This is a genomic window from Paraburkholderia sp. 35.1, from assembly GCF_050436525.1.
GTDB classification, from domain to species: domain Bacteria; phylum Pseudomonadota; class Gammaproteobacteria; order Burkholderiales; family Burkholderiaceae; genus Paraburkholderia; species Paraburkholderia tuberum.
Genome location: NZ_JBNDMJ010000003.1, coordinates 402,246 through 423,927, shown reverse-complemented (window position 1 = coordinate 423,927; position 21,682 = coordinate 402,246). Strand labels below are relative to the sequence as shown.

The window sequence follows — 21,682 nt, the reverse complement described above, 5'->3', positions numbered from 1 at the left end:
TCATCGCGACGTTTCAATCGCTCAGTGCGCGGCACCCGGCGCCATGCCGTTATGCCGCAGCAGCGCATCGATATTCGGCTCGCGGCCACGGAACGCCTTGAACGATTCCATCGCCGGACGGCTGCCGCCCACTTCGAGAATCTCGCGACGATAACGCATGCCGGTCGACTGATCGAGCACGCTGCCCGCGGCTTGCGCGGCTTCCTCGAACGCCGCGTACGCGTCGGCCGACAGCACTTCGGCCCACTTGTAGCTGTAGTAGCCGGCCGCGTAACCACCCGCGAAAATATGGCTGAACGTATTCGGCCAACGCGAGAACGGCGCTTGCGGCACGACGTGGAAGCGTTCGTTGATTTCGCGCGCGAGTTCGTTGGCGCTCTTCGCGCCGTTCGCGTCGAAGCCGGTATGCAGTTGCATGTCGAACATCGAGAACACGATCTGCCGCAGCGTGCCGAGGCCGCTCTGGAAGTTCTTCGCGGCGAGCATCTTGTCGAACAGCTCGCGCGGCAGCGGCTTCGCGGTATCGACGTGCGAGGTCATGTCGGACAGCACGTCCCACTCCCAGCAGAAGTTCTCCATGAACTGCGAAGGCAGCTCGACCGCATCCCATTCGACGCCGTTGATGCCCGACACGCCGAGCTCATCGACGCGCGTGAGCATGTGATGCAAGCCATGGCCGAACTCATGGAACAGCGTGATCACTTCGTCGTGCGTGAAGCAGGCGGGCTTGCCGCCGACCGGCGCCGAGAAATTACAGGTCAGATACGCGACCGGCGTTTGCACCGCGCCATGCGCGAGCTTGTGACGGCCGCGTGCGTCGTCCATCCAGGCGCCGCCGCGCTTGCCTTCGCGTGCATACAGGTCGAGATAGAACTGCGCGACGAGGCCGCCGTCCTGATTCTCGACGCGGAAGAAGCGCACGTCCGGATGCCAGACGGCCGCTTCGTCGCGGCGGATGCGCACGCCGAACAGCGTCTCGGTGACCTTGAACAGGCCCTTGAACACCGCGTCTTCCGGGAAGTACTGCTTCACTTCGTTTTCCGAGAACGAATAGCGCTTCTGGCGCAGGCGCTCGGCGGCGAACGTCATGTCCCACGGCTGCAGATCGGTCATGCCGAGTTCGCTCGCGGCAAATTCGCGCAGCTCTTTCCAGTCCTGCTCGGCATGCGGACGCGCGCGCGTCGCGAGGTCTTCGAGGAAGGCCATTACCTGCGCCGGCGATTCGGCCATCTTCGGCGCGAGCGACACTTCGGCGAAGTTGCCGTAGCCGAGCATCTGCGCTTCTTCGGCGCGCAGCTTCAGTTCGTCGGCGAGCACCTGGGTGTTGTCCCACTCGGTCTTGCCGTTGCCGTATTGCGCGCCAAGCTCGGACGCGCGCGTCACGTATGCGCGATACATCGCTTCGCGCATCGAACGGTTTTCCGAGTACTGCATGACCGGGAAATAAGACGGGAAGTGCAGCGTGAACTTGTAGCCAGTCTTGCCGTCTCGCTCGGCGGCTTCCTTCGCGGCTTCGATCACGTCTTCGGGCAGTCCCGCCAGTTGCGTTTCGTTGCCCGCATCGACGATGTACGCATACGCGTTGGTCGCATCGAGCACGTGATCCGAAAACGCCTTCGACAGCGCCGCCTGGCGCTCCTGCAATTCGGCGAAACGCGGCTTCTGGTCTTCCGGCAACTCGGCGCCCGACAGACGGAAATCACGCAGCGCGTTGCTGAGGATCTTCTTGCGTTCGCCGTTCAGCGATGCGAATTCGTCGCTGGCGTTCAGTGCCTTGTACTTCTCGTAGAGCGCGAGATTCTGGCCGACGCTCGACCAGAACTCGGTCACGCGCGGCAGGTTTTCGCCGTACACGGCGCGTAGCTCGGGCGTATCGGCGACGGCATTGAGATGACCGATTACGCTCCACGCGCGCGACAGCGGCTCGGTGGCGCGCTCGACCGGTTCGACGACGTCGGCCCACGACGCGGGCGTGGCCGGCAACGCGGCACGCTCGACGGCGGCCGCCGCGTCGGCGAGCAGCACGTCGAGGGCGGGCGTCACGTGTTCGGGTCGGATGGAGCCAAAGCGCGGCAGATCGGAAAAATCGAGGAGCGGGTTGTCTTGATGCGTGGCGGTAGTGGACATAAGGCTTCCTGTCTGACGCGGGTGAAGGGGGCGGTGCGGCGCTTGCGCGTGCCGTCTCGTGCTGGGTCGCTCGACGCCCGGCGCATGGCGGCACCGGCTACGGACATTATTGGGGCGGGGGCGCCGATTCCAATCCATCGGCTGACAAATTAACAGATGTTGCGGTGCGTTGGGCGCGCGTTGGGGCAGGCCGCGGGCCGCGGGATCCGGCGACGCGGTAAGGAGGCGGTGGTTCTGCGAGAGAGAAGGGCGGGTGATGATCCGGTGGACGAGACGGATGAGTCGCCTCACTCCGCCTCGCGCCCACCGCCCGGCGGTTACGCCTTGGCCGCGTCCGCCTCGCGCTCGGCCGCTTCGATCGTGTTGACGAGCAGCATCGTGATCGTCATCGGGCCGACGCCGCCCGGCACCGGCGTGATATGGCCGGCCACTTCCTTGACACCCGCGAAGTCGACGTCGCCGCACAGCTTGCCGGCGTCGTCGCGATTCATGCCGACGTCGATCACGGTCGCGCCCGGCTTCACCATGTCCGCGGTCAGGATGTTGCGCAGACCGGTCGCGGCGACCACGACGTCGGCGTTGCGCGTGTGCGCGGCCAGATCGCGCGTCTTGCTGTGGCAGATCGTGACGGTCGCGCCCGCTTCGAGCAGCAGCAGCGCCATCGGCTTGCCGACGATGTTCGAGCGGCCGATCACGACCGCGTTCGCGCCCTTCAGATCGATGCCGTAGGCCGCGAACATCTTCATCACGCCGTACGGCGTGCACGGACGGAACAGCGGCTGACCCGTCATCAGCGCGCCCGCATTGGCGACGTGGAAACCGTCGACGTCCTTCTCGGGCGCGATCGCCTCGATCACCTTGTGGCTATCGATGTGCTTCGGCAGCGGCAGCTGCACGAGAATGCCGTGGATGGCCGGATCGCGATTCAGCTCGTCGATGCGCGCGAGCAGGTCGGCTTCGGGCAGATCGGCCGGATAGCGGTCGAACGACGAGCCGAGGCCGTTGTCGTGGCAGGCCTTCACCTTGTTGCGCACATACACTTCGCTGGCCGGATTGTCGCCGACCAGAATCACGGCGAGGCCCGGCTGATGGCCGCGGGCGGTCAGGGCGGCGGCGCGCGCCGCGACGTCGGCGCGCAGGGTCTTGGAGAGGGCGAGGCCGTCGATCAGTTTGGCAGTCATGGTCGGTCGAACGTTGGGTCGAGATTGGGATCGGGAATCAGGTCGGGACAGACGGTTTGGCAGGCGGGGCGAAGCGCTCGCGCGGAGGGGCGCGCGACGGCGTGCTTCGGCTGGCTGACGGAGCCACGGAGCCACGGAGCCCCGTCGCCCTGCGACAGGCGCGCTGCCGGTTCGGGCAAGGCGCCGCTGCGAAGTCCGACATTATACCGGCGCGGGGGCGCGCTTTCGCAGTGGATTCGGGGCGCGCGGCGCGCGTGGGAGCGTCCGGGATGTGAGGCGGCGGCCCTGTGGCGGCGGTCCTGTGGCGGCCAGGAAGCGCACTGCGAGCGGCGGGGCAGGCCGCTCGCGCGCCACCCGCACGCCGGACTCGGCGTCGGTCAGGCAGTCGCGAACCGGCGACGCAACCGCCACGGATGGCGGCCACGTACCAACGGCCCCTCCGAACGAAAGGCCGCCCGTGCCTCTGTTACTGCGCCGTTTGCGGCTTGTTCGACAGCGCGAGTCGCAGCAGATCGGCGACCGTGTTGACGTTCAGCTTTTCCATGATGTTCGCGCGATGCGCTTCGACCGTCTTGATGCTGATGCCGAGGTCGTCGGCGATCTGCTTGTTCAGGCGGCCCGCGATGATCCGCTCGAGCACCTGATGCTCGCGCGCGGTCAACTTGCCGAGGCGCTCGGCCGCGGCGCGCTGCTGCTGGACGCTGGTGCTTTCGCTGCGTGCCTTGTTGAGCATGCGCTCGACGAGCTTGCGCAGTTCGGCTTCGTCGAACGGCTTTTCGATGAAGTCCATCGCGCCTTTTTTCATCGTCGACACCGCCATCGGCACGTCGCCGTGGCCCGTCACGAAGATGATCGGCAGCGACGCGTTGTCGGCGATCAGGCGTTCCTGCAACTCGAGCCCGCTCATGCCGGACATCCGCACGTCGAGGATCAGACACGCGATCTGGCCCGGATGCTGATGCGGCTGCCATGCGTCGATGAACTGCTCGGCGCTCGAGAAGCACTGAACGCGGTAGCCGTTCGCCTCCAGCAGCCAGCGCAGCGAATCTCGCACGGCCTCGTCGTCGTCGACGACAAAGACGGTTTCCTGTGTGGTGACTGGGCTGTTCATAGCTCTCCCGTAACGGTTTGTGGTATCGGCGCCTCGGACCCGCCGTTGCTCGGGCCGTCAGGCTCCCCAATGGGCAGACTGCAATGGAACGTGGCGCCCGTGATGTGGCCGTCGGATTCGACGTTGTTGACCACCCACAGACGGCCGCGGTGCGATTCGATAATCGAACGGCAAATGTTCAGCCCCATGCCCATGCCATCGGACTTGGTGCTGTAAAACGGTTCGAACAGACGCTCGGCGGTCGCTTCGTCGACGCCGGGCCCCTGGTCGACGACGCTGATGCAGACGAAGCCGCTCTCCAGTCGCACGACTACGCGGATGACTGGGTCGACCGCGTTCGGGCGCGCTTCGGCCATCGCTTCGACGCCGTTCTTCAGCAGGTTCACGAGCACCTGCTCGATCAGCACCGGATCGACGTAGATCACCGGCAGCCGCGAGCGCAGATCGGTAACGATGCGAATGCGCCGCTTCCTTGCCTCGATTTCGGCGAGACCCACCGCGTCCGCGACGATATCCGCGACCCGCGTGGCCTGCCGCTTCGGCTCGCTGCGCTTCACGAACTCGCGGATACGCTTGATGATCATGCCGGCACGCACCGCCTGCTGCGCGGTCTTTTCGAGCACCGGCAGCAGATTGTCGGGCGTCGTTCGACCGGATTTAACCAGTGCGACGGTTCCGGAGCAATAGTTATTGATGGCGGCGAGCGGCTGGTTCAGTTCGTGCGCGAGCGACGAGGCCATTTCACCCATCGTCATCAGGCGGCTCGTGAACTGCAGCTTCTCGTCCTGCTGGCGCGCGAGTTCCTGCGCGCGCTTGCGGGTCGTGATGTCGGTCGCGATCTGCATCTGCGCGAGATGGCCGTCGACCCACTGGATGTATTGGCGTCGCACCTCGAACCACTTCTGGATGCCGGGGATGTAGATTTCCTGCGCGTCGGCGGTGCTTTCGGTCAGCGCGGCGGCGGGCAGGCCGACGAAGGTGTCGACCATGTCGATCGAATCGGACGACGCCTGCGAGGCGTCGAAGCCGCCGCCCGCGAGTTCGAGGTGGCCGTCCGGGCGGATGCCGAACAGATGCCGGTAATAGCGGTTCGCGAACAGCAGCTCGGCTTCGTCGGCGGCGAGCACGGACACTGCCGCGTCGAGGCTTTCGAGCACGGTCGTGAAGCGTTCGTGGGCGGCGGCGAGCTCTTCGCGCGCGCGCTTCGGCTCGGTGATGTCGGTCATCGACGACATCCAGCCGGTCTGGCGGCCCGAGCTGTCGATCAGCGGCGACACGTAGAGCCGCGCGTGGAACGTCGAGCTGTCCTTGCGCCGCACGCGCAGCTCGAAGCCGGACGAGGGCGCCTTGCCGCGCAGCGTCATGTCGAGCTGACGCTGCATCTCGGGGTACGCGTCGCGCGGCCAGTAGGCGAACGGCGCGCTCTTGCCGACGAGGTCGCTTTCGTCCCAGCCGGTCATGCGGCAGAACGCCGGGTTCACGTGCGTGATGCGGCCGTGCATGTCGAGCACGCGCATGCCGATCAGCACGGAGTTTTCCATCGCGCGGCGGAAAAACGCTTCCGCGTAGAGCGCCTGCTGCGCCTCGAAGCGCTGGCGCGTGTGCTTCCACAGACTCCACAGGCTCCACAGTACGAAGCAGGAGAGGCCGGCCACCAGCCACACCAGCGTGTTGTTCGTGAAGTTGGTGATCTGCGGGAACGCGTACACGCGCACCGAGATGCCCTGGCCCGGCGGGTCGAGCGGCAGGTCGTAGAACATGTCGCGCGGCAGGCGCGGGCGGGTCGACGTGGTGGTCAACTCGCGGTTGTTCGCGTCGATGATCGAGATCTTGTATTTGGCCGACAGCTCGGGCGGGATGTCGCGCTTCAGAATGCCTTCCACCGAGAACACCGCGGCGATGGTGCCGAGGAAATCGCGGTCGCGGAAGATCGGCGTTTGCAGCGTGATGAAGCCGTTGCCGAGGTCGTCGTAGATGAGCGGTGAGTACACCTGGCGGCGCGTGTTGCGCGCCTCGGCGAAGCCGGCCTTGACAGCTTCGTCCATCTGCGCGTCGTTCGGACGCGCGAGCCGCTGGCCGAGCACCGGCGGCGCGGCGTTGGGCCAGCGCGGCTGCTGCTGGCCCGTGTACCAGTTCATGTAGAGGATCTCAGGATGCCCCTGCATGATGTCCGTGGTGCTCACCTGGAACGAATGCTCGTCGGCATGGCCGGCGGCGAGGTCGCGCGCGAGTGCCTGGATCTGCTCTTGCGCGCCCGTCATCGACAGGCGGATCTGCTGCTGCGCCCACGCGACGTTGCGGTACAGCGTGTCTTCCTGCTGTTGCTGCTCGCGCCGGTTCAGGCTCCACAGAATCAGGCTCATGACGACCAGGAACACCAGGATCGACAGGAGCGGCGTCAGCAAATAGGAATTGGACCACCAGGGTCCGTGGTGCCAGCGCGAGGACGGCGACGAATCCGCCGGCGAACCCGCGGTGCGCGCCGAGCGAGAGAAGAGCCGTTCGGTCAACATGCGTGGCATTGTAGCTCAGCACGTCCCCGACAAATGGCGCAAAAAAGCACGGAAAGTGCAGTTAATCGGCGCAAACTAGCCGGCGGATCAGTCGATCGGCAGTCAAACTAGGTTGCGTCGCAGCAATTTTCCGCATTATGAGAATTGATCTCGTAATTTGAAAATTTGGTTGCGCTGACGTCGGGACCCTTATTACAATCGGCCGGAGCTGCCGCGGCCATTCCTGCGTCCGCGTCGTCTGTTCAAAGTGCGTTCCCCATACCCAGGAGACGAGCATGTCCGCTGTACCCGACGAAGTCATGAAATATGTCGCCGCCGATAAAGACGACGATCCCCAGGAAACCGGCGAATGGCTGGAAGCGCTGGATGGCGTGATTTCTGCAGTAGGCCCTGACCGTGCCCACTACCTGATCGAAAAACAGATCGAATTCGCACGCGTGCACGGCGAACATCTGCCGTTCTCCGCTAACACCCCTTACATCAACACGATTCCGGTCGCGCGCCAGGCCAAGAACCCCGGCGACCAGGACATCGAACACCGTATCCGCTCGTACACCCCCGCTGGAACGCGATGGCGATGGTGCTGCGCGCCGGCAAGGAAACCAACGTCGGCGGCCACATCGCGTCGTTCGCATCGGCCGCCACGCTGTACGACGTGGGCTATAACCACTTCTGGCACGCACCGTCGGCCGAGCACGGCGGTGACCTCGTGTTCGTGCAGGGCCACTCGTCGCCGGGTGTCTACTCGCGCGCGTTCCTGCTCGGTCGCCTGACCGACAAGCAGCTCGACAACTTCCGCCAGGAAGTCGGCGGCGAGGGCATCTCGTCGTATCCGCATCCTTGGCTGATGCCGGACTTCTGGCAATTCCCGACCGTGTCGATGGGCCTGGGCCCGATCATGGCGATCTACCAGGCGCGCTTCATGAAGTACCTGCAGGCGCGCGGCATCGCGAAGACCGACGGCCGCAAGGTCTGGGCCTTCCTCGGCGACGGCGAAACGGACGAGCCGGAATCGCTCGGCGCGATCGGCATGGCCGGCCGCGAGCGTCTGGACAACCTCGTGTTCGTGATCAACTGCAACCTGCAGCGTCTCGACGGTCCGGTGCGTGGCAACGGCAAGATCATCCAGGAACTCGAAAGCGAATTCCGCGGCGCCGGCTGGAACGTCATCAAGGTCATCTGGGGCAGCCGCTGGGATGCGCTGTTCGCGCGCGACAAGTCGGGCGCGCTGATGCGCCGCATGATGGAAGTCGTCGACGGCGAGTACCAGACGTACAAGTCGGAGTCGGGCGCGTTCGTGCGCGAACACTTCTTCAACACGCCGGAGCTGAAGGCGCTGGTCGCCGACTGGTCCGACGACGACATCTGGAATCTGAACCGCGGCGGCCATGATCCGCACAAGATCTACGCGGCGTTCACGGAAGCGACGAATTCGAAGGGCCAGCCGACCGTCATCCTCGCGAAGACGATCAAGGGCTACGGCATGGGCGAAGCCGGCCAGGCGATGAACATCACCCACCAGCAGAAGAAGATGCAGGTGGAGCAGCTGAAGAAGTTCCGCGACCAGTTCCGTCTGCCGATCACGGACGAGCAGATCGTCGACGTGCCGTACCTGACGTTCGAGGAAGGCTCGAAGGAACTCGAGTACATGCGCCAGAAGCGCATGGACCTGGGCGGCTATCTGCCGGCGCGTCGTCAGAAGGCCGAGTCGCTGCCGGTGCCGGAACTGTCGGCATTCGAGCCGCTGTTGAAGGGCACGGGCGAAGGCCGCGAGATCTCCACGACGATGGCGTTCGTGCGGATCCTGAACATCCTGCTGAAGGACAAGACGCTCGGCAAGCGCGTCGTGCCGATCGTGCCGGATGAATCGCGTACGTTCGGCATGGAAGGTCTGTTCCGTCAGATCGGTATCTGGAATCAGGACGGCCAGAAGTACGTGCCGGAAGATTCCGACCAGCTGATGTTCTACCGCGAGTCGGAGACCGGTCAGATCCTGCAGGAGGGCATCAACGAAGCCGGCGGCATGGCCGACTGGATCGCGGCCGCGACGTCGTACTCGACGCACGGCGAGATCATGATCCCGTTCTACATCTTCTACTCGATGTTCGGTTTCCAGCGCATCGGCGACCTCGCATGGGCCGCTGGCGACATGCGCTCGCGCGGCTTCCTGCTGGGCGGCACGGCGGGCCGCACGACGCTGAACGGCGAAGGCCTGCAACACGAAGACGGCCACTCGCTGATGTGGGCGGCTTCGGTGCCGAACTGCATCAGCTACGACCCGACGTTCGGCTACGAACTCGCGGTCATCGTGCAGGACGGTCTGCGCCGCATGGTCGCCGACCAGGAAGACGTCTACTACTACGTCACCGTGATGAACGAGAACTACGAGCACCCGGCGATCCCGCAGGGCGAGACCGTGGCGGCCGACATCATCAAGGGCATGTACTCGTTCAGCAAGACCGCAGCCGATAAAAAGGCGCCGCACGTGCAACTGATGGGCGCGGGCACGATCTTCAACGAAGTGATCGCCGCGGCCGACCTGCTGAAAAACGACTGGGGCGTCAACGCCGACCTGTGGAGCGTGCCGAGCTTCACCGAGCTCGCGCGCGAAGGTCACGAAGTGCAGCGCTGGAACCTGTTGCACCCGACCGAAGAGAAGAAGCTGTCGCACGTCGAGAAGCTGTTGAAGGATGCGCCGGGTCCGGTCATCGCATCGACCGACTACGTGCGCGCGCTGAGCGAGCAGATCCGCGCGTTCGTGCCGCAGAAGTTCGTCGTGCTGGGCACTGACGGCTACGGCCGTTCGGACACGCGCGAGAAGCTGCGTCACTTCTTCGAAGTCGATCGCTACTGGGTCACGGTCGCCGCGCTGAACGCGCTGGCGGACGAAGGCACGATCGAACGCAAGGTGGTCGCCGAGGCGCTCAAGAAGTACAACCTTGATCCCGCCAAACCCAACCCGATGACCGTCTAAGGCATCACCCGTGTGCCACGATGCACGCGCTTGCTCCTCATCGCGAGGGGCCGGCGGCGTGCGCGGCCCAGGAGACACTAACAATGAGTCAAGCGATCGAAGTCAAGGTGCCGGACATCGGCGATTACAAGGACGTCCCTGTGATCGAGGTGCTGGTGAAGGCGGGTGACACCGTCGAAAAAGAGCAATCGCTCGTTACGCTGGAATCCGACAAGGCGACGATGGACGTGCCGAGCTCGGCCGACGGCGTCGTCAAGGAAGTGAAGGTCAAGGTCGGCGATGCGGTGTCCGAAGGCACGCTGATCATCGTGCTGGAAGGCGCCAACGCCGCTGCCGCTGCCGCGGCGCCCGCGCCGGCTGCCGCACCGGCTCCTGCTCCTGCGCCGGCGGCAGCTCCCGCTGCGGCGCCCGCACCCGCGGCGGCAGGCGGTGGCGTGCAGGAAATCAAGGTGCCGGATATCGGCGACTACAAAGACGTTCCCGTGATCGAGATCGCGGTGAAGGTCGGCGATCGTGTCGAGAAGGAACAGTCGCTCGTCACGCTCGAATCCGACAAGGCGACGATGGATGTGCCCAGCTCGGCCGCCGGCGTCGTCAAGGAAGTGAAGGTCAAGGTTGGCGATACCGTGTCGGAAGGCTCGGTCATCGTCGTGATCGAAGCGGAAGGCGGCGCTGCCCCGGCACCCGCGCCGGCACCGGCCGCGAAGGCGCCGACTGAAAAGCCGTTCGACGCGCCGGCCACGCCGACCCCGGCACCGGCCGCGCCGTCCGCGCTCGCGCAGGCGCCGCTGATCCCGGCTGGAGAAGGCGGCTCGCGTCATCCGAGCCATGCGTCGCCGTCGGTGCGCAAGTTCGCGCGCGAACTCGGGGTGGACGTCGGCCAGGTGAAGGGCACCGGTCCGAAGGGCCGCATTACGCAGGCCGACGTGACCGCGTTCGTGAAGGGCGTGATGACGGGCCAGCGCGCGGCGCCGGCTGGTGCGGCCGCGCCGGCCGCCGGCGGTGGCGAGCTGAATCTGCTGCCGTGGCCGAAGGTCGACTTCACGAAGTTCGGTCCGATCGATCCGAAGCCGTTGTCGCGTATCAAGAAGATCTCGGGCGCGAACCTGCATCGCAACTGGGTCATGATTCCGCACGTCACGAACAACGACGAAGCGGACATCACCGAGCTCGAAGCGCTGCGCGTCAAGCTGAACAAGGAACACGAGAAGGCGGGCGTCAAGTTCACGATGCTCGCGTTCGTGATCAAGGCCTGCGTGGCGGCCCTGAAGAAATTCCCGACCTTCAACGCGAGCCTCGACGGCGACAACCTGGTGTTCAAGCAGTACTACCACATCGGTTTTGCCGCTGACACGCCGAACGGCCTCATGGTGCCGGTGATTCGCGACGCGGACAAGAAGGGCCTCGTCGACATCGCGAAGGAAATGGCCGACCTGTCGAAGGCCGCGCGCGAGGGCAAGCTGAAGCCGGACCAGATGCAGGGCGGCTGCTTCTCGATCTCGTCGCTGGGCGGTATCGGCGGCACGCACTTCACGCCGATCATCAATGCGCCTGAAGTCGCGATTCTCGGCCTGTCGCGCAGCGCGATGAAGCCGGTGTGGGACGGCAAGCAGTTCGAGCCGCGCCTGACCATGCCGCTGTCGCTGTCGTACGACCATCGCGTGATCGACGGAGCGGAAGCCGCGCGCTTCAACGCATACCTCGGTTCGATTCTTGCCGATTTCCGGCGTGTGATTCTTTGACCGTCTGGTGAGGTCCGCCGGCGCGGGCGCGGATGGTTTCGACCGATCCGCGTCGCGCCGTCCGCGCGTTCGCGTGCGCTGTGCGCGTCGAAGGCGCCGCTCATCATCGATCAATAAGAGAAGGGGACACCATGAGTCTCGTCGAAGTAAAAGTGCCGGACATCGGTGACTTCAAGGACGTCGACGTCATCGAAGTCAACATCAAGCCGGGCGACACCATCGAAAAAGAGCAGTCGCTGCTGACGCTCGAATCCGACAAGGCGTCGATGGAAGTGCCGAGCGATACCGCCGGCACCGTCAAGGAAGTGCGTATCAAGCCGGGCGACAAGGTCTCGCAGGGCACGGTCATCGCGCTCGTCGAGGCAACGGCGGGCGGCGCGGCTGCGGCCGCTGCGCAGCCGAAAGCGCCCGAGAAGGCGGCTCCCGCGCCGGCGCCTGCCGCTGCGGCGCCGAAGGCCGCCGCAGCGGCTGCGCAAGCCGGCAGCTATTCGGGCAGCGCCGACATCGAGTGCGACATGCTCGTGCTCGGTTCGGGCCCCGGCGGTTATTCGGCCGCGTTCCGCTCCGCCGACCTCGGCATGAAGACCGTGCTGGTCGAGCGTTATCCGACGCTCGGCGGCGTGTGTCTGAACGTCGGCTGCATCCCGTCGAAGGCGCTGCTGCACACCGCGCTCGTCATCGACGAAGCGGCTGATCTTGCCGCGCACGGCATCACGTTCGGCAAGCCGCAGATCGATCTCGACAAGCTGCGCGATTTCAAGTGCGGCGTGGTCAAGAAGCTGACAGGCGGTCTCGCCGGCATGGCGAAGGCGCGCAAGGTCGAAGTGGTGGTCGGTACGGGTGCGTTCGTCGATCCGAACCACATGGAAGTGCAGACCGAGGGCGGCAAGAAGGTCGTCAGGTTCAACCAGGCGATCATCGCAGCGGGCTCGGAAGCGGTGAAGCTGCCGTTCATTCCGGAAGATCCGCGGGTCGTCGATTCGACCGGCGCGCTCGAACTGCGCCAGATTCCGCAGCGCATGCTCGTGATCGGCGGCGGCATCATTGGTCTCGAAATGGCAACCGTGTACTCGACGCTCGGCGCGAACATCGACGTGGTCGAAATGCTCGACGTCCTGATGGCCGGCGCGGACCGCGATCTGGTCAAGGTCTGGGAGAAGTACAACAGCAAGCGTTTCGCGAACGTGATGCTGAAGACCAAGACCATCGCCGCCGAAGCGAAGGACGACGGCATCTACGTGTCGTTCGAGGGCGAGCAGGCGCCGGCCGAGCCGCAACGCTACGACCTCGTGCTGGTGGCCGTCGGCCGCTCGCCGAACGGCAAGCGGATCGGCGCGGAAAAGGCCGGCGTCGCGGCGACGGATCGCGGCTTCATCGAGGTCGACAGGCAACAGCGCACGAATGTGCCGCACATCTTCGCGATCGGCGACATCGTCGGTCAGCCGATGCTTGCGCACAAGGCCGTGCACGAAGGCCACGTGGCGGCGGAAGCCGCGCATGGCGAGAAGGCGTACTTCGACGCGCTGCAGATTCCGTCGGTGGCCTACACCGATCCGGAAGTGGCATGGGCCGGCAAGACGGAAGACCAGCTGAAAGCCGAAGGCGTCAAGTTCGGCAAGGCGGTGTTTCCGTGGGCCGCATCGGGTCGCGCGATCGCCAACGGTCGCGACGAGGGCTTCACGAAGCTGCTGTTCGATGAGCAAACGCATCGCGTGATCGGCGGCGGTATCGTCGGTCTGAATGCGGGCGACCTGATCAGCGAAGTCTGTCTCGCGATCGAGATGGGCGCGGACGCAACGGATATCGGCAAGACGATCCATCCGCATCCGACGCTCGGCGAATCGATCGGCATGGCGGCCGAGTTGTATGAAGGCGTCTGTACCGATCTGCCGCCCGTCAAGAAGAAGTAACGCGGTGGGCCGCGCCTGCGTGACGACATGCGGGCGCGGCAAAGCCGGTCGAGCCGTACGGCAAAGAAAAACGGCGCGCTCCATGGTGGAGCGCGCCGTTTCTGTTTTCGTGGCGGCCAGTGGCGGGCAAAAAAATCCCGGCTTGGCGGCCGGGCAAACGATACGCCATTGCAACGTATCGGAGCGTTCGGCTCATCAAACCGTATAAGCGGCAACGGCACGACGCTGTTGCTTGCGATAACGCCGGCGCAGCGCATAGGCTGGGCCGGCGTGAAAGACGACGCGAGGCATAAAGCCTGGCGTGTTGACGCGTGAAGCTTAGACGGCCTTCTTGGCGGCGGCGCGCGATGCTTGCGCAGCGGCTTGCGAAGCTGCCTTCGAAGCGGCCGTTGCAGCTGCGTTGAAGTTGCTTTCGGCGATTTCGACAGCCTGGCGGGTTGCCTTGTGGACCGTTTCGTACGTGGTGTTGGCGGCGGTGATAGCCGACTTCATCACGGCGACAGCGGTTTCCGAACCGGCCGGCGCGTTCTTGGCGACGTTTTCGACGAGCGCCTGAACCTTGCGGTTTTGCTCTTCGAATTGCGCTTCCGCGACGCGGGTGAATTCACCCTGCGTTGCCGAAACGATTTCGTACACATGGCGGCCATACGACAGCGCCTTTTCAGCTACCGGCTGGGCGAGGCTTGCTTGCAGTGCCAGCAGTTCCTGCGCATCCTTCACGGACAGCGCGCGTTGGGCATTTTCCTGGCTTTCGGCGAGCGTCGACTTCACAACTTGCAGATTCAGCTCGACCAGCTTTTCGACACCTTCAAATGCTTTGGTCGTCAGGCCGAACAGGGTTTCGAAGTTGGCTTTCTGGGCTGCGGCGAATTGCTCAGGGGTCAGCAGAGTCATGGTTTACGCTCCTGGATTGCGGCCGGTCTGTGCGGACCGCATTGGGTGGGTGGCGAGACGCAGATTCATCGTCTCCCCGGACCGCGATGTTTTGTGCATCGCAGCAATGGTTCCCATTTTAGGATGCCCACAAGGAATGTCAAGCGCTTTTTGTGCATCGCACAATGTCAAGAAAATGGCGACAAAACAATAGGTTATACAGTAGGCATGTCATTAACATGACGCGGAACGATTGCTCGTTGCACCGTGCTGGTGCGACATAAACCAACCGTTTAGCAGGCCGTCGGGAGATTATTTTTTCGTGTGGCAGCAATTCGCCCCTGAAAAACCGATCATCATCAATTCGATGTAAACCATAAGATGACAAGGAACGTTAAAGAACGATGGCAGTCGAACGCGCGTTAGCGACTTTCGTCGGACACTTAAAAAAGTCCGTCGCACGCTCGCAACGCCTTCATGGCGCGGCGCAGTAGTTTCCGCCTGTGCTCTGACAGTATTTCCCCGAATCAAGGTTGTCTCAAAATTGCCGTTATCCTGCAATGATCTGCTCGATTGGGCCGGGCGGCGATGGCGAGGCTTGCTGGCGCGACGATCGTTTTTTTTCGATCGAGGCGCGGCACTTATTCGTGTTTTCGCGATCGGAGCTGACAAGCCGGTTTAAGGAGCGCGTATAAGTGCTTCAAATTGCTAATTTTTCGTTGCTTTACTACACTTGCGGAAACCTCTCGCCGCTCCCTATCGAACACCCATGAAAACCGACATGTTTTCGTCGCTAAAAGTGCTCCACGGCGCGGCGCGCAGCACCGCTCTATCGGTGGCCGTCTCGCTGGCCGTCGCAGCGGCGTTCGCTACGCCTGTCAGCACTTTTGCAGCTACGTCTGCTGCATCCGCAAACACTTCCAAACACGCTAAAACTGCCAGGAAGCCTGCGCAGGCGGCCGCCACCGGAAAGGTGCCGAGCCATGCGGCGAAAGCCGGCAAGGGTGAGGCCGTCAAAGCCGCTGCGGCGGATGAAGATGCCCCGCACGCCGGCGTCAAACGCAAGCGCGTCACGTTCACGGCGAACGGCCGACACCGTTCGGTGATGCGACGCGTCGCGTACGAGCCGCGCCAGCCGAGCGTCGGCCAGGCGTTTGGTCTGCACGAGACGCCGGACGCGCTGATGCTGCGCTCGAGCGTCGCCTATGTGATCGACCAGAACAGCGGCGAGACGCTGTTCGACAAGAACTCGCGCGCGGTGGTACCGATCGCATCGATCAGCAAGCTGATGACCGCGATGGTGGTGCTCGATTCGAAAGAGCCGATGACCGATCAGATCGAAGTCACCGACGAAGACCGCGACTACGAGAAGAACACCGGTTCGCGTCTGTCGGTGGGCTCGGTGCTGTCGCGCGAGGACATGCTGCACATCGCGCTGATGGCGTCGGAAAACCGCGCGGCGGCGGCGCTGTCGCGCTACTACCCGGGCGGCCGTCCGGCGTTCCTCGCGGCGATGAACGCGAAGGCCAGGCAGCTCGGCATGAACGACACGCACTTCGAGAACCCGACCGGTCTGACGAGCATGAACGTGTCGAGCGCGCGCGATCTCGTGAAGATGGTCAACGCGGCGTATCAGTACCCGTTGATCCGCAAGTTCTCGACCGATCACAGCTATGAGGTGTACACCGGCAAGCGCACGCTCGCGTACAACAGCACGAACGCGCTGGTGCGCAACCCGACGTGGGACATCGGTCTGCAGAAGACCGGCTTCATCAACGAAGCGGGCGAGTGTCTCGTGATGCAGGCGACCATCCACGGCCGGCCGATGATCCTGGTGCTGCTCGATTCGTCGGGCAAGTACTCGCGTTTCGCGGACGCGACGCGTCTGCGTACGTGGCTCGACAACGGCGGCGACCAGCCGCGTATCACGAGCGCCGATGCCGGCGGTCCGGGTACCTGAAGCCGCAACGCATACTCAGCCGGTGGTAGTCAGTCCGGCTGCAGCTGACGGGCAAAGAAAAAGCCTCGCGGATGCGAGGCTTTTTTCATGGCGCCGGCGGGAGGGCAAAGGGTGCACGGCGGTTGGGCGGCCGCCCCCTTTACTAATGCTGGCCGTGCGAGCCATGTGAGCCGTGCCCGCCGTGCGCATGGTCCTGCTGCGGCTGCGGGCGGTAGCCGAGCGATTCCGAAATCATCAACGCGGTCTGGCTCAACTGCCCGAGCCATGAATCCTGCAAACGATCGGCCGGCGCCGACAGCGACAGCCCCGCGACCAGCTTGCCGGTATCGTCGTAGATGCCGGCGGCGATGCAGCGCACGCCCAACTCCAGTTCCTCGTTGTCGCGCGCGCAGGCCTGCTGGCGCACATGCGACAGCTCGCGCTCGAGTTTCGCGAGATCGGTGATGCTGTTCTGCGTGTGGCCCGACAGACCGGTGCGTGTTGCGTAGGCACGCACGCGGGTGGCTTCGTCGGCCGCGAGGAACAGCTTGCCGACCGAGGTCAGATGAAGCGGAGCGCGCCCGCCGATCGCCCGCACCACCTGCATGCCCGAGCGCTCCGAATACGCGCGTTCGATATAGACGATTTCGTCGCCCTGACGCACCGACAGGTTCACGGTCTGCCCGGTTTCGCGGTGCAGCTCGCGCATCGGCGTGAGCGCCGCGTCGCGCACCGACAGGCGCGCCTTGACGAGATTGCCCAGTTCGAGCAGGCGCATGCCAAGACGGTAGGTGCCGGGGTCCGAACGGTCGACCAGCCGGCACATCACCATATCGTTCAGGATGCGGTGCGCGGTGGATGGATGCAGCTCCGTGCGGATGGCCAGTTCTTTCAGGCTGACCGGGTCGCTATGCGCCGCCAGTGCGTCGAGCAGGCGCATCATGCGTTCGATCACCTGGATCGAAGTTTTGGGATCCGGGTTCGTATCGCTCATATGAGAATCGGTAGATGCGTCAAACAGCGAAAACTGATTGTATCTCGTATTGTGAAAAAAGCGAACGCTTCGAGGCGCGCTTCCAACCCGGCGCGGCGTGCTTCCTATGCCTTCCGGCCGTTGGTATTGCACCGGCAAACAGCGGATAATCAGGGACGTTTCCCCGCAAGGAGGGCTCATGCGAGTCGGATTGTTCGTCACTTGCCTCGTTGACCTGATGCGTCCCGAGATCGGTTTCTCCGTCATCAAGCTGATCGAAGGCGCCGGTTTCGAGGTCGTAGTGCCGCCCGCGCAAACCTGTTGCGGGCAACCTGCGTATAACTCGGGAGACCGCCGCCTCGCGCGCGACCTTGCCGAGAAAACGCTGCGCGAGTTCGAACAGTTCGACTATGTGGTGGTGCCGTCGGGCTCGTGCGGCGGCATGATCCGCGCGCACTACGGCGACCTGTTCCGCGACGATCCCGAACTGATGAACCGTTTCGGCCGCCTGCGCGGCAAGGTGTTCGAGCTGACGGATTTCCTCGTCAACGTCGAGAAGGTGCAGTTGCAACCGGGCGAGTTCACGGGACAGGTGACTTATCACGACTCGTGTTCGGGCTTGCGCGAACTGGGCGTCAAGGAACAGCCGCGCGAACTGCTCGCGCAGGTCGGCGTCGCGGTCACCGAGATGAAAGGCTGCGAGCATTGCTGCGGCTTCGGCGGCACTTTCGCGGTCAAATACGGCGATATCTCGACCGCGATCGTCGACGAAAAGTGCGCGAACATCGCCGCGAGCGGCGCCGGTGCGGTGGTGCTCGGCGACCTCGGCTGCATGTTGAATATCGAAGGGCGGCTGCGCCGCAACGGCGACTCGACGACGCGCGTGCTGCATATCGCACAGGTGCTGGCCGGCGACGTGTAATCCCCGCGCGGCGAACACCGCCATTGTTCGCGTCACGTTTATCTTGTCTGTCACGCATTGCGTCGGGCGCGAATGCGCCGCGCGTTTCAATCCGATCTCATCAGGGCCGCCATGCAAGTCCAATCGATGCAGTTCAAGGCTCGCGCCGGCCAGAAACTCGCCGACCAGCGCCTGCAGCAGAACCTGACCAAGCTGTCCACGAAGTTCGTGTCGGCGCGCGCGAGCGCGATGACCGCGATCGATTTCCCCGCGACGCGGGCCGCGCTCAAGGAGCGCCGTGATCGCGCGCTCGAGAATCTCGACGTGTGGCTCGAAACCTTCGAGCGCGAGGCGACCCGGCGCGGCGTGACTGTGCTGTTCGCGGAGACCACGCAGGAGGCCGCGCGGCTCGTCGGCGACATTGCGCGCAAGCACGACGTGAAGAAGGTGATCAAGACCAAGTCGATGGTCACCGAGGAAATGCGTCTGAACGAAGTGCTCGGGCAGATAGGCGTGCAGTCGATCGAAACCGACCTTGGCGAATACATCCTGCAGATCAACGACAACGAGCCGCCAAGCCACATCATCGCGCCGGTCGTTCACAAGGATAAGGACGAGATCGCCGATCTGTTCGCGAAGACGCACGGCCGGCCGCGGCTCACCGAGATTCCCGACATGACGCGTGAGGCGCGCGAGATGCTGCGGCCGCATTTTCTGAGCGCGGACATGGGCGTGACGGGCGGCAATTTCATCATCGCGGAAACGGGCTCGGTCGCGCTCGTGACCAACGAGGGCAACGAAGGTATGTGCACGGTGTTGCCGCGCGTGCATGTCGCTGTCACCGGCATCGAGAAGGTGCTGCCGACGCTCGAGGATCTCGCGACGGCTATGCGCCTGCTGCCGCGTTCGGCAACCGGCCAGGCCACCTCGAACTATTTTTCGATGCTGACCGGGCCGCGTGGCGCGGGCGATCAGGATGGGCCCGAGCATATGTACGTGGTGCTCGTCGACGGTGGCCGCACAGGGCTGATCGGCGGCGACTTCCAGGAGATGCTTCGCTGCATCCGCTGCGGCGCGTGCATGAACCATTGCCCGGTGTATCAGAAGGTCGGCGGGCACGCATATGGCTGGGTCTATCCGGGGCCGATGGGGTCGGTGCTGACGCCGAGCTATGTCGGCATCGACAAGGCGCTCGACCTGCCGCAAGCGGCGACGTTATGCGGCGAATGCAATAGCGTGTGCCCAGTCGGTATCCCGCTGTCCGATCTGTTGCGCAAGCTGCGCGAAAAGCAGATGGAGCGACACCTGCGGCCGTGGAAGGAGCGCGCCGGGTTGGCGCTGTGGGGCTGGCTCGCGCTGCATCCCGATGCCTATGCGCTCTTTACCAAACTCGCCGTGCGCGTGCTGGAGCGCATGGGTGGGCGCAATCGGTCGATCGCCAAACTGCCGCTCGGCGGCGCGGGCTGGACCGATACGCGCGACATGCCGGCGCCGGTGGGTCGTACGTTCCGCGAGTTGTATGCCGCGCAGCGCAGCCATATTGGCTGAGCGGGCGGCATTGGGATTGGTTTGACGGCTGCGCGCTCGCGCAGCCGTCGAAACGGGCGAAGAAGCCGCCGGGATACTTCAGCGCCGCTCCGTCTTCAATGTTCGGTCATCTGCCCCGGCTGACGCGCGGGCGCATTTCTCCCCAAATCGTTGCCTCGTCCGCCGCCGTTGCCGGCTTGCGGCTGGCGCGGCGGCGGGCCGCCCGCGCCGGGGTGCGGGCCGCCATTGGCGCCACCAGGGCCGTGCGGACCGCCCGCTGCGCCCTGCGGCGGCGGGCCGCCGTGCGGTTGTCCAGGACCGCCGCCATTGTTGCCATGACCGTTGCCGTGATCGCCGTGGTGCCAGTCGTTGTCGTTCGGATGACCGCGATCCGGATAGCCACGATAGCCGGAGCCCGACGCCGGGCCGTAGTAGCGTCCCGGACCGTAATCGCCATAGCCGAGGTACACATTGGTTTGCGGCACGACCGCGGCACCCGGCGCGTATGCGGAATCGTCATAACCGTTGTAGCCGCTATAGGCGCCGTAGCCGTTGCCGTATATCGGCGTGCCGTTCGGATAGACCGCGCAGCCGCCGAGCAGCGCGGCGGCCATCAGGCCGACGGAAGGTGCAATGCGTTTCATTTTGTGGGACCGATGCCAGTGCAAAGAAATGTAAGGGTAAGAATAAGACCGTCATTGTCGCCGTCCGTCGCGGCGGCTTTGTATGCGTTTGTAAGCTTTACTTTTGTGTGCCAGCGATGCGCCACTCGTTCCCGAAAGAGGTCTCACTTGACTGTTTCGTATCAAGCAACGATCTATCCCGCGCGGGCGGGTTTTTCCCGATTGTGAATTCCTATAGCATTTCGTTAGGGCATAGTGCGTCATAAGCTCATGCGCCCCTAATTGAAAAACACATCATGAAAAAGACAATATCGGTGTACTGGCCCCTAGCCATCGTTGTACCTCTCGCGGTGCTCGCCTTTCTGCACGTCAACGGCCAAACCGCTTCGCGCGCTTCGCAGATGCCGCTCGACGCCAATCATCTGACCGCCGAACTCGCACGCGCGGTGTCGTACGGCATGATCGACACGGCGTCGGCATTGCCGGCCAAGCCGATGCGTGCAGCCACGGCGACGCCGGCCGCCGAGGCATCGTAAGCCGGCGCGGCGGACCGCGACGCTCCGAAGCCGCGGATCTTGCTGGCTGCGCCCCGCTCGGCGCGAATCTGTCGAGATTTGTATAATCGCGGCGCAGTCCGCTGACTGTCTGACGACCTCACGCGCGGCGCCTCGGGCGTCGAAAATCCCTGATGAAAACTGTGTCCATCTGTTTCGTTTGCCTCGGGAATATCTGCCGTTCACCGACGGCGGAGGGCGTGATGCGTCATCTGGTCGACGAGGCGAAGCTTGCGGACTGCATCCTGATCGATTCGGCCGGCACCGGCAATTGGCACATCGGCGCGGCGCCCGACGAACGCGCGCAACACGCGGCCCGCCAGCGCGGCTATGCGCTCGACGCGCTGCGCGGCCGCCAGATCACGGTCGCGGACTTCGAGCGGTTCGATCTGCTGATTGCCATGGACGACCGAAACGTCGCCGCGTTGCGTCAACTGTGCCCGCGCGCACAGCGCGACAAGATCCGTCTGCTGATGGAGTTCGTGCCTGAGTCGGATGGCCGCTGGAGCGGCGCGCGAGAGGTTGTCGATCCGTATTTCGGCGGCGCGGAAGGCTTCGAGTTGGTGCTCGATCAGTGCGAAGCAGCCTGCCGCGGGCTGATCGCCGCGCTGCGCCCGCAGTTGCTCGCGTAGGCATCGGGCGAAGAACGCAGACGCACTACACGGTTGGGGGCGCGGCGTCGACGTATGGCGATCAATTAAGCGAATGACACAAAATTTACCGCCCATACTTGA

The 21,682-nt window shown here is 64.3% G+C and carries 14 protein-coding genes and 1 pseudogene; 8 read left to right on the top strand and 7 right to left on the bottom strand.

Features of this window, described 5'->3' with window-relative positions:
• Positions 1–21 precede the first annotated feature (21 nt).
• The 4 genes from OKW27_RS21895 to fixL all read right to left on the bottom strand — a co-directional run bounded on the left by OKW27_RS21895 (position 22) and on the right by fixL (position 6,932).
• On the bottom strand, positions 22–2,127 hold the full coding sequence (locus tag OKW27_RS21895) for a M3 family metallopeptidase (RefSeq protein ID WP_090800820.1): 2,106 nt from the start codon (positions 2,125–2,127) through the stop codon (positions 22–24).
• A gap of 317 nt (positions 2,128–2,444) precedes the next feature.
• A complete protein-coding gene (gene folD / locus OKW27_RS21890) occupies positions 2,445–3,308 on the bottom strand; it encodes a bifunctional methylenetetrahydrofolate dehydrogenase/methenyltetrahydrofolate cyclohydrolase FolD (protein ID WP_090800818.1) in 864 nt (287 codons plus the stop codon).
• Positions 3,309–3,774: 466 nt separating this feature from the next.
• Positions 3,775–4,419 carry an oxygen response regulator transcription factor FixJ gene (gene fixJ / locus OKW27_RS21885; RefSeq protein WP_018417512.1) on the bottom strand — a complete coding sequence of 215 codons (645 nt, stop codon included), beginning with the start codon at positions 4,417–4,419 and terminating at the stop codon, positions 3,775–3,777.
• Positions 4,416–6,932: an oxygen sensor histidine kinase FixL gene (fixL, locus tag OKW27_RS21880; RefSeq protein WP_167368661.1), complete on the bottom strand. Its 2,517-nt coding sequence runs from the start codon at positions 6,930–6,932 to the stop codon at positions 4,416–4,418. Before fixL ends, fixJ begins: the two co-directional genes overlap by 4 nt.
• 275 nt (positions 6,933–7,207) lie before the next feature.
• Between fixL and aceE the strand changes: the two are divergent.
• From aceE to lpdA, 3 genes and pseudogenes are all read left to right on the top strand, one after another.
• Positions 7,208–9,906, top strand: a pseudogene (aceE, locus tag OKW27_RS21875) (pyruvate dehydrogenase (acetyl-transferring), homodimeric type).
• Positions 9,907–9,989: 83 nt separating this feature from the next.
• Complete coding sequence (gene aceF / locus OKW27_RS21870) at positions 9,990–11,648, top strand: dihydrolipoyllysine-residue acetyltransferase (RefSeq protein ID WP_429334827.1); 1,659 nt, start codon at positions 9,990–9,992, stop codon at positions 11,646–11,648.
• Between the two features lie 131 nt (positions 11,649–11,779).
• Positions 11,780–13,558: a dihydrolipoyl dehydrogenase gene (lpdA, locus tag OKW27_RS21865; RefSeq protein ID WP_429334826.1), complete on the top strand. Its 1,779-nt coding sequence runs from the start codon at positions 11,780–11,782 to the stop codon at positions 13,556–13,558.
• Between the two features lie 318 nt (positions 13,559–13,876).
• On the opposite strand, the gene OKW27_RS21860 is transcribed toward lpdA, so the two are convergent.
• Complete coding sequence (locus tag OKW27_RS21860; protein ID WP_013089827.1) at positions 13,877–14,452, bottom strand: phasin family protein; 576 nt, start codon at positions 14,450–14,452, stop codon at positions 13,877–13,879.
• 748 nt (positions 14,453–15,200) lie between these two features.
• On the opposite strand from OKW27_RS21860, the gene pbpG reads away from it, so the two are divergent.
• Positions 15,201–16,391: a D-alanyl-D-alanine endopeptidase gene (pbpG, locus tag OKW27_RS21855; RefSeq protein ID WP_429334825.1), complete on the top strand. Its 1,191-nt coding sequence runs from the start codon at positions 15,201–15,203 to the stop codon at positions 16,389–16,391.
• A 142-nt stretch (positions 16,392–16,533) separates the two neighbouring features.
• On the opposite strand, the gene OKW27_RS21850 is transcribed toward pbpG, so the two are convergent.
• Complete coding sequence (locus OKW27_RS21850; protein WP_090800805.1) at positions 16,534–17,364, bottom strand: IclR family transcriptional regulator; 831 nt, start codon at positions 17,362–17,364, stop codon at positions 16,534–16,536.
• A 178-nt stretch (positions 17,365–17,542) separates the two neighbouring features.
• On the opposite strand from OKW27_RS21850, the gene OKW27_RS21845 reads away from it, so the two are divergent.
• Both OKW27_RS21845 and OKW27_RS21840 read left to right on the top strand, forming a co-directional pair.
• Positions 17,543–18,265, top strand: a complete 723-nt coding sequence (locus tag OKW27_RS21845) for a (Fe-S)-binding protein (RefSeq protein WP_429334824.1) — start codon at positions 17,543–17,545, stop codon at positions 18,263–18,265.
• Between the two features lie 111 nt (positions 18,266–18,376).
• Entirely contained in the window at positions 18,377–19,792 is a 1,416-nt protein-coding gene (locus tag OKW27_RS21840) for a lactate utilization protein B (protein ID WP_429334823.1), read from the top strand.
• Positions 19,793–19,887: 95 nt separating this feature from the next.
• Here the strand turns inward: OKW27_RS21840 and OKW27_RS21835 are convergent, their stop codons facing one another.
• Positions 19,888–20,415 carry a hypothetical protein gene (locus OKW27_RS21835; protein WP_429334822.1) on the bottom strand — a complete coding sequence of 176 codons (528 nt, stop codon included), beginning with the start codon at positions 20,413–20,415 and terminating at the stop codon, positions 19,888–19,890.
• 275 nt (positions 20,416–20,690) lie between these two features.
• Between OKW27_RS21835 and OKW27_RS21830 the strand changes: the two genes are divergently transcribed.
• The gene (locus tag OKW27_RS21830) at positions 20,691–20,930 is read left to right on the top strand and encodes a hypothetical protein (RefSeq protein ID WP_090800800.1); all 240 of its coding nucleotides are present in this window, start codon (positions 20,691–20,693) and stop codon (positions 20,928–20,930) included.
• Between the two features lie 152 nt (positions 20,931–21,082).
• Positions 21,083–21,580 carry a low molecular weight protein-tyrosine-phosphatase gene (locus OKW27_RS21825; protein WP_429334821.1) on the top strand — a complete coding sequence of 166 codons (498 nt, stop codon included), beginning with the start codon at positions 21,083–21,085 and terminating at the stop codon, positions 21,578–21,580.
• Positions 21,581–21,682 lie beyond the last annotated feature (102 nt).